Here is an 8,207-nt window from a genome sequence, read left to right on the forward strand (position 1 = left end):
TATCCTTAATTTGGATGGCCCGAGGTTGTTTTTTTGTGCGGTCTGGTCTATCATTTGGGATGAGAGGCATCAAAAATGTTATATATATGAACAATAAGGGGTAATTGATGTGAAGATTGGGATAGATAAGATTGGCTTTTATGCGCCGCATTTCTTTGTGGATATGGAAAAATTGGCGGAGGCCAGGGGAGTGGATCCGGCCAAATATACGATCGGCATCGGGCAAGAAAAGATGGCTGTCGCGCCCATCACGCAGGATGCCGTTACGTTAGCCGCTAATGCCGCATTGCGCATCATTGATAAAGAGGATCTGGAGAAAATCGACTTGGTCATTTTCGGAACGGAATCCGGCATCGACAATTCGAAATCAGGGGCTGTCTACGTGCATGATCTGCTTGGAATCCAGGAACATGCCCGTTGCATCGAATTGAAGCAGGCGTGCTATGGAGCGACTGCCGGCATCCAACTGGCGAAAGGACATGTCGCTTTGAATCCGGAAAGCCGTGTATTGGTGCTCGGTTCGGACATTTCCCGCTATGGAATCGGTACGGCTGGCGAAGTGACGCAAGGTGCTGGTGCAGTCGCCATGATCATCAGCAAGGAACCGCGCATCCTCGCGCTGGAGAACGAAAGCAGCTATCTGACCGCCGATGTGATGGATTTTTGGAGACCCATCTACTCGGAAACGGCTTTTGTCGACGGTAAATATTCAAATGAGCAGTACATTTCGTTCTTCGTGAACGTTTGGGAAGACTTCAAAGCGAAATACGGCGCCACATTGGCTGACTTCGGAGCCATCTGTTTCCATCTGCCTTACACGAAAATGGGCATGAAAGCTCTGCGCGAAGTGCTGAATGAAGGTTCCGAAGCAGACCGCGAACGTCTTGCAGCGCATTACCAAACCAGCACTGTCTACAACAAAATCGTCGGCAATATTTATACGGGATCCTTGTATCTGAGCCTGCTGTCCCTGCTGGAACTTTCTGACGACCTGAAGGCGGGCGACAAAATCGGTCTCTTCAGTTACGGCTCCGGAGCGGTCGGTGAGTTCTTCTCGGCCACGCTTCAAGAAGGGTTCAAAGCGGTTTTGACCGCGGCTGAGCACGGGAAAATGTTCGCGGGACGGACAGAAGTGAGCGTCAAAGAATATGAAGAGATCTATTCTCGTGTTTTGCCGATTGATGGTTCAAGCATCGAATTGGATGTGGATGCAGATCCTGCGAGTATCTGTATTGAAGGAATGGAAGACAACAAACGCATCTATCTGAACAAAACCAGATGATCGCATGAATGAAGACAGCACACCGTCAGCCAGACAACTGGTGAACGGTGTGCTGTTTTTGATTTTTAATGGTTCTGGCGGCCGGCACCTCCGGCCAAGCCGGCCTTGGCCGGAGGTGAAACGAATTTCGGCCTTGTACTCCGGTGAGGCCGCCGTGACCGGAGAATAAAGCAAAATCCGGTACCTCTACTCCGGCGATCCAGCCCGGCAGCTCGCTCTGGAACCCTCCGCCATCGATCTTGTTGTGACTCAATCGACTGCATCCGCACCGCGGATTTGCGCCAAAAGTGTCTGTGCTGTCGCCAAATTCATATTTTTTTCACCTTTAAGCCGCTCTGAAAGCTGTTCGATTTCTTTACCGACCGCGCCAGCGCTGATTGCCAAGGAACGCGAATGCAGACCCATATGTCCTTTTTGGATGCCTTCCGTCACCAGCGCTTTGATGGCGGAGAAATTTTGCGCCAGTCCGACCGATGCGATGATGGACTCTAGTTCGGATGCCGAACGGTAGCCGAGAATTTCTTTCGTCATTTTCGCGGCAGGGTGGAAGTTGATGGATCCGCCCACAGCTCCAATCGGCAACGGCAACGTCAGACTTCCAAGCAGATCTCCATTTTCCGCTTTTTTCCAGGTTGTCAGCGAACGGTACTGTCCGTTGCGGGAGGCGTAGGCATGCGCTCCAGCAGAAATGGCGCGCCAGTCGTTTCCGGATGCCAGCACGATGGCGTCGATGCCGTTCATGATGCCTTTGTTATTGGTGACGGCGCGATAAGGATCGACGTAGGCAAACTGATAGGCTTCAATCAATCGGTCGCGCACTTCATCACCGGAAAGACTTCCTCTGCCCAAGAGACTTGATGGTATCCGACATTCGGCGGTCGCCAAGCAGTCGGTCGCGTAATTGGTCAGGATTCCCATCAAAGCTTCGCCGCCGGTCAAATGCTCCAAGTAAGGGATGACGCCTTCCATCATCGTATTGATGATGTTAGCCCCCATCGCCTCCAACGTCTCGACATGGAGATGTACAACAAGAAACGCCGGAATTCCTTCATCGGGAACGGCGGCCAAGTACCTTACGCTGATGCGGCGAGCTCCACCGCCACGTTTCACGATGGAAGGGTGGGCAGCATTGGCCGCCTCCAGGATTTCATCCCGATGCGAAAGGATCAGTTGTTCAGCAGCATCGCTGTCAAGGATATTTTTTAAGGCAACCTGGCCGATCATGACCCGTTTCTGGATCGTCGTCCGGAATCCGCCCGCCTTGGCGATGATTTTCGCTCCCGCGCTGGCCGCAGCAATGACGGAAGGCTCTTCGATGGCCATCGGGACGATATAGTCTTTTCCGTCAATCAAAAAGTTCAAGGCGACACCGTAGGGCAAGTCGTACGTGCTCAATTGGTTTTCGATCATGTTGTCGGCGATTTCCTGCGGCAAGCTTAATCCTGAATGAAGCTTGGCTGTCGCTTCTTCATTCAGGAGGCCGGCCGCGTGTAAGGCAGTGATCCTTTCGGCTGGGGTTTTATCGTAAAATTTCTGAAGATATTTGGATTCCATTTTATGCTCCTTTTCCCGAGTGTTTTTGCGTGTAATCGGTGTCTGTTTCCTATAATCTTATCATAGAACCATCCTGATGGCATCAGCCGTCAAGCGACTCGCTTCCAACGGAACGGGAAAGAATCCGACCAATGGCCGATGTTTGGCTGGTGCACGGGCGTGTATACTGAATGTATAAAGAGAAAGCGAGGGATTGAAGTGGATACGATCAGCTATTATATCAAAGAAATCATCAACGCAACCGGAAAAGGCTTGAAGGGTTATCTCATATCAGCCATCAAATTGGCTGCCATCAGCTTTGTTCTGCTGTGCATCGGGTTTCTGTACTTCGGCATCGATTTTTGGTTCCTGAAGGCTTTGGGAATCGCGGTTTTCGATCTCATCCCGATTCTGGGGAGCGGGATGGTGATGATCCCTTGGGCGGTGATCCATCTGCTGCTCGGGAACACAACGTTGGCTTGGCAAATCGGATTACTGTACATCATTCTTGTGGTCGTCCGTCAGATTGCGGAGCCGTTCATTACCGGCAAGGAACTCGGAATCCGGCCGCTGTACACGTTTCTGGCGACAGTCGTTTGTATCCTCTTGTTCGGACCAATCGGAGCCGTTCTGGGTGCAGTGGTCGCGGTCGTGATCAAAGCCATTTTGGAAGTCACGAGTGTCAGCCGAAACAATTATGACAAACATCGTCGCTGAAAAGAGACAACATTTCACAAGCGCGAGAGAAGTTGACTTCTTTCGTGCCTTTTTATTTTTCAAACCCTTATGAGCCTGATGCATCCACGCATTACTGATGAAAAAAAATAAGTAAAAATGCACGAATTATCTTGACCCGAAGGAGTCTATGCCTTAAGCTATGACTTAATGAGAACGGTTCTCAATTAGTGTCGGAAAATTATTATTACTTAAAGAATGGAGGGGACGATTTTGACGAATGTAAGGGACTTGCCGATCGGCGTAAGCGCGATTGTGAACAAGATAACAGGACAAGGCGCTACCCGCAGAAGATTGATGGATATGGGCATCACGAAAGGCACTGCCATTTATGTCAGAAAAGTCGCTCCATTGGGCGATCCGATCCAAGTGATGGTGCGCGGATATGAATTATCGATACGCAAAAAAGATGCCGAGATGATCGAAGTTACGTTCGGGGAGGGAAAATGATGGGGAAAACCATAGCGCTGGTCGGAAATCCCAACAGCGGGAAAACGACTCTATTCAACCATTTGACAGGTTCCACCCAACGCGTCGGCAACTGGCCAGGGGTTACCGTCGAACAGAAGGCCGGCACGCTACTGCATGACGGCAAAACGCAGGTCATCGATCTGCCGGGCATCTATTCGCTTTCCCCTTACACAATCGAGGAAATCGTCACGCGCGATTATCTTACGCTGGATGCACCGGATCTGATCATCAATATCGTCGATGCCTCCAATCTGGAGCGAAATCTTTACCTGACTACCCAATTGATGGAATTGCATCTGCCGATTGTCGTTGTTCTCAATATGATGGACATCGTCGAGAAAAGGGGCGATCAACTGGACGTCGCCGGTTTGTCGCGCGCATTCGGATTGCCGTTCGTAATGATTTCGGCACTGAAGGAAAGCGGATTGGAAGAGTTGTTCAAGGCCATCGCTGAACCTATATCAGTAGCAGAACCGATTACATACAGTATCGTTGTGGAAAGCATCCTTGATACGATCGAAGAAATTCTTGCGCCATTGGTTCCGAAAAAATTACGTTGCTACTACAGCATCAAGCTTTTCGAAAGGGACAGACAAACTGCCGGAAAACTTGCGATTCCCGAAGAAGACCAAGCTGTCATGGAAGGTCTGCTCAGCCGTTATGAAAAGGAATTGGACGACGACTCCGAAGCAATCCTGATTAACGAACGCTATAAATTTGTGACGAAAATTACGCGCCAAGTGCTCGTGAAAAATAGCGAAAAAGCCTCCTTCTCAGTCGTGATCGATCATATCGTAACGAACCGCTGGCTTGGGTTGCCGATTTTCGTCCTGATCATGTATGCGGTCTACTACTTCGCCATCACGACTGTGGGGACGTGGGGGACTGACTGGGTAAACGATGTGTTGTTCGGAAGCATCGTTCCCGAGGCTGTGCAAACGTTCTTCGACAGCATCGACATCCATCCAGCAGTCAGCAGTCTCGTGGTCGATGGTGCCATCGGAGGAGTAGGCGCAGTTCTTGGCTTCCTGCCGCAGATGGCCGCCTTGTTCCTCTGCTTGACATTGCTGGAGGACAGTGGCTATATGGCCCGCGTCGCTTTCGTGATGGATAGGGTATTCCGCGGCTTCGGTCTGTCGGGTAAATCGTTCATTCCCTTGCTGATCGGTTCCGGTTGCTCGGTTCCGGGCATCCAGGCTTCCCGCACAATCGAGAACCTGCAGGATCGCCGCATGACGATCCTGACCACTTCTTTCATTCCCTGCGGCGCGAAACTTCCGGTCATCGCCCTGATCGCCAACGCCATCTTCGGCGGCGCATCCTGGGTTGCCTTGTCGATGTACTTGTTGGGGATTGCGACTGTCATCTTTTCCGGTGTATTGCTGCGTAAGACAGCGATCTTTTCCGGGGAAGCATCGCCATTCGTCATGGAGTTGCCGATGTATCACTGGCCGCAATGGAAAAGCATTTTCCGCGCGGTAGGAGCCCGTTGCCTGGCCTTCGTCAAAAATGCAGGAACTGTCATCTTCCTCAGCTCTAGCTTCATTTGGTTTTTATCTTCCTTCAACTGGCAGCTTCGAATGACGGTTGAAAGTGACCAAAGCATCCTGGCCAAAATCGGCAGTGCAGTAGCTATATTCTTCGCGCCGTTGGGCTTCGGCTCTTGGCAAGCGACGGTGGCGACCATCCAAGGATTGATCGCGAAGGAAAATGTTGTCGGCACATTTGGTGTATTGATGAACACAACCGGTTCGGAGGCGGAGGTAGCTGCCGCATTCAGCACACTGTTCAACCCGGTGAGCGCAGTAGCCTTCCTTGTGTTCAATATGATCTGCATGCCTTGTTTCGCGGCTGTCGGAGCGATGCGCACCGAATTCGGCAGCGCTAAATGGACGCTTTTCGGCGTCTTGTATCAAACTACTTTGGCTTATGTCTTGGCCTTCATCATCAATCAGCTCGGATCCGTCATCGTGTTGGGTGCACCTTTTGGGGCGGGAGCCAGCATAGCGGCTGCAGCAACGGCAATATTGGTGTTCTTGGTCGTCAGACCTGCACCGAAAAAAGCTTCGCCGATGTGGGGCAGCTTGGCGAAACCGATGGTCAAATAGGAAGAGGAGGCGTAAGTGATGAATGTTCAATCTTGGATCGTTTTGTTGTTGTTTATGACCTTGATGGGGTACATCTTATTCCGTCAAATCCGTTTGATCGCGAGCGGCAGAAAGAAGTGCAATGCCTGCACGGTAACGGTTTGCCCGATGAATGAGCCTGCTCCGGTAGAATCGGAAGCGGATTGCATTGCCGGCACCACAATGCTGGCACAATTTGGTGTTGTGAAAGAGAGCGCATCGGCAGAAAAGCACTGCCCGACCTCCCAAATCATCAAATAATATAAATGAACAGCAAAAAAAGTCGGTGACTCAATTGTTTTTGATTGAGTCACCGACTTTTTATCTGGAGAAAAGAGTGGAATCTCATCCTCCATCAACAGATTTCAATCAAAAAGATGGCATGTTATAATATTCCATATTGTCCTAAGCTTTTTGTTGTTGATAAAGGCTTCATGAGGAAACGAACGGAATCGGAAAGGGCGTACAAAATAGATGAATTATTGCATGGAATGCGGAACAGAACTGGAAGCGAAACATCTGGAAAATGAAGGGAACATCCCTTATTGCAACAGTTGCGAGGGATATCGATTCCCTGTGTTCAACACGGCTGTCAGCATGGTCATTTTGAATAAGGAACAGAATAAAATTTTGTTGATCAAGCAGTACGGTGGGGCAGATTATATTCTCTGTGCGGGATACGTCAATAAGGGCGAAGATGCGGAGCAGGCAGCGGCTCGTGAAATCGCCGAAGAACTCGGACTACAAACGGTCGGATTGCGCTACAACAAAAGCGAATATTTTGAAAAAAACAACACACTGATGCTGAATTTTTCCTGTATCGTCGCGAGCGAACGCCTCGATGGCATGACGGATGAAGTGGATCAGGCGGAATGGTTTTCCATCGAAGCTGCAAAGGCCAATATCAAAAAAGGCAGTTTGGCTCAGCGCTTCCTGGAAAACTATTTGGAAAAAAGTAATGGACTGAAGTTGGTCACCGCTTTGAAGGCCTTCTGATAAGGATAGTCCAGCAAATAATTTGAAACAAAAAAAGATTCGGCTTTGACGTTCAAAGCCGAATCTTTTTGTCTATACGTAAATTTTGATTTGGTGATTATTCAGCGACTTTTTCAGTTGCTTCTGCTGAAGCTTCGTCCTCGTCTGCTGTTTCTGTGGCAGGTGCTGCCAAGATGGCGACTGCTGCTTCTGGATCCGTAAGGACCGAAATACCGGCATCGACTTTGATATCGGCAACCGTCAGGGTATCACCGATGTTCATTTCATTAACAGCGATTTGGAATTCGGTAGGGACATGGGCAGCGTCCGTTTCAATCTCCAATTCGTTCAAAGTTTGGGTCAGGACGCCTTCTTTGAGGTCTTCGCTGCCGACTAAATGGATCGCAACGGTCATCGTCAATTTTTGACCTTTTGTAAGAGCCTGTAGTGCAACGTTTTGGATTTGGTTCTTGAGGGCAGCTTGTTGGATATCCTTCACGATGACTTGCATCGTTTTTCCATCGGACATACTGACTTCGAAGATTGCATTTTTACCTAATTGCTTGAGCACTTCGTCAAATTCTTTTGCATCAAGTAATACTGGAGTGGCTTCAACATCTTTACCATAGATGACTGCAGTGAGTTTCTTGTCCGATCGTGCACGCTTTGCTGCAGATGAGCCAACCTTTTCGCGTTTCTCTACTTGTAATTTCATATGTTTTCCTCCTGGAAGTATACCTGTACTGGCTTGGATTTGAGCTGGCTATAAAAAATATAACGTCAGCAAATAGATAGTACTTCTATACCTTACCGCAAATCCACTGAGATAGCTAACGATAAGCCTTATGACTTGTCCGGACCGTGGTTCATCACGTAAGGACCCATCCCACGAAAACGTTGCTATATAAATTGAGTTAAATTGCATTCGTTTTTCCTCCTGTAGGCGTATACTAAAGAAAACACTTGAGGAGTGGGGAACATGGAAACAGAACGCCAAATCCGTGAATTGGAAAAAGCGATGACTACGACAGACAACCGCCGGTTGTACGAGCGTTGCCTGGCAGTCAAGTTGGTTCTCGAAGGCC

Annotated in this window: 9 protein-coding genes; 6 read left to right on the forward strand and 3 right to left on the reverse strand. The window is 49.3% G+C overall.

The window, feature by feature from the left end; all coding sequences use genetic code 11:
• Window positions 1-109: 109 nt before the first annotated feature.
• Entirely contained in the window at window positions 110-1,282 is a 1,173-nt protein-coding gene (locus BMZ71_RS07770; RefSeq protein WP_086989393.1) for a hydroxymethylglutaryl-CoA synthase, read from the forward strand.
• 25 nt (window positions 1,283-1,307) lie between these two features.
• Here the strand turns inward: BMZ71_RS07770 and BMZ71_RS07775 are convergent, their stop codons facing one another.
• Complete coding sequence (locus BMZ71_RS07775; protein ID WP_086989394.1) at window positions 1,308-1,535, reverse strand: hypothetical protein; 228 nt, start codon at window positions 1,533-1,535, stop codon at window positions 1,308-1,310.
• Window positions 1,532-2,872, reverse strand: a complete 1,341-nt coding sequence (locus BMZ71_RS07780) for a hydroxymethylglutaryl-CoA reductase, degradative (protein WP_256957871.1) — start codon at window positions 2,870-2,872, stop codon at window positions 1,532-1,534. Before BMZ71_RS07780 ends, BMZ71_RS07775 begins: the two co-directional genes overlap by 4 nt.
• 162 nt (window positions 2,873-3,034) lie before the next feature.
• Between BMZ71_RS07780 and BMZ71_RS07785 the strand changes: the two genes are divergently transcribed.
• From BMZ71_RS07785 to BMZ71_RS07805, 5 genes are all read left to right on the forward strand, one after another.
• The gene (locus tag BMZ71_RS07785) at window positions 3,035-3,532 is read left to right on the forward strand and encodes an AI-2E family transporter (RefSeq protein WP_245734403.1); all 498 of its coding nucleotides are present in this window, start codon (window positions 3,035-3,037) and stop codon (window positions 3,530-3,532) included.
• A gap of 231 nt (window positions 3,533-3,763) precedes the next feature.
• Complete coding sequence (locus BMZ71_RS07790) at window positions 3,764-4,000, forward strand: FeoA family protein (RefSeq protein ID WP_232309251.1); 237 nt, start codon at window positions 3,764-3,766, stop codon at window positions 3,998-4,000.
• Entirely contained in the window at window positions 4,000-6,129 is a 2,130-nt protein-coding gene (gene feoB / locus BMZ71_RS07795; RefSeq protein WP_086989397.1) for a ferrous iron transport protein B, read from the forward strand. The genes BMZ71_RS07790 and feoB overlap by 1 nt, the downstream gene beginning before the upstream one ends.
• An 18-nt stretch (window positions 6,130-6,147) precedes the next feature.
• On the forward strand, window positions 6,148-6,408 hold the full coding sequence (locus tag BMZ71_RS07800; protein WP_068558719.1) for a hypothetical protein: 261 nt from the start codon (window positions 6,148-6,150) through the stop codon (window positions 6,406-6,408).
• A gap of 213 nt (window positions 6,409-6,621) precedes the next feature.
• Entirely contained in the window at window positions 6,622-7,143 is a 522-nt protein-coding gene (locus BMZ71_RS07805) for an NAD(+) diphosphatase (RefSeq protein ID WP_086989398.1), read from the forward strand.
• A gap of 97 nt (window positions 7,144-7,240) precedes the next feature.
• On the opposite strand, the gene BMZ71_RS07810 is transcribed toward BMZ71_RS07805, so the two are convergent.
• Complete coding sequence (locus BMZ71_RS07810) at window positions 7,241-7,837, reverse strand: 50S ribosomal protein L25 (protein WP_086989399.1); 597 nt, start codon at window positions 7,835-7,837, stop codon at window positions 7,241-7,243.
• Between the last annotated feature and the right edge of the window lie 370 nt (window positions 7,838-8,207).

It is taken from the genome of Trichococcus flocculiformis, assembly GCF_900113645.1.
Lineage (GTDB): Bacteria > Bacillota > Bacilli > Lactobacillales > Aerococcaceae > Trichococcus > Trichococcus flocculiformis.

Excerpts from the sequence above, each read along its gene's own strand:
- feoB (WP_086989397.1), top strand. The coding sequence starts at position 4,000 with ATGGGGAAAACCATAGCGCTGGTCGGAAATCCCAACAGCGGGAAAACG.
- BMZ71_RS07800 (WP_068558719.1), top strand. The coding sequence starts at position 6,148 with ATGAATGTTCAATCTTGGATCGTTTTGTTGTTGTTTATGACCTTGATG.
- BMZ71_RS07805 (WP_086989398.1), top strand. The coding sequence starts at position 6,622 with ATGAATTATTGCATGGAATGCGGAACAGAACTGGAAGCGAAACATCTG.
- BMZ71_RS07810 (WP_086989399.1), bottom strand. The coding sequence starts at position 7,837 with ATGAAATTACAAGTAGAGAAACGCGAAAAGGTTGGCTCATCTGCAGCA.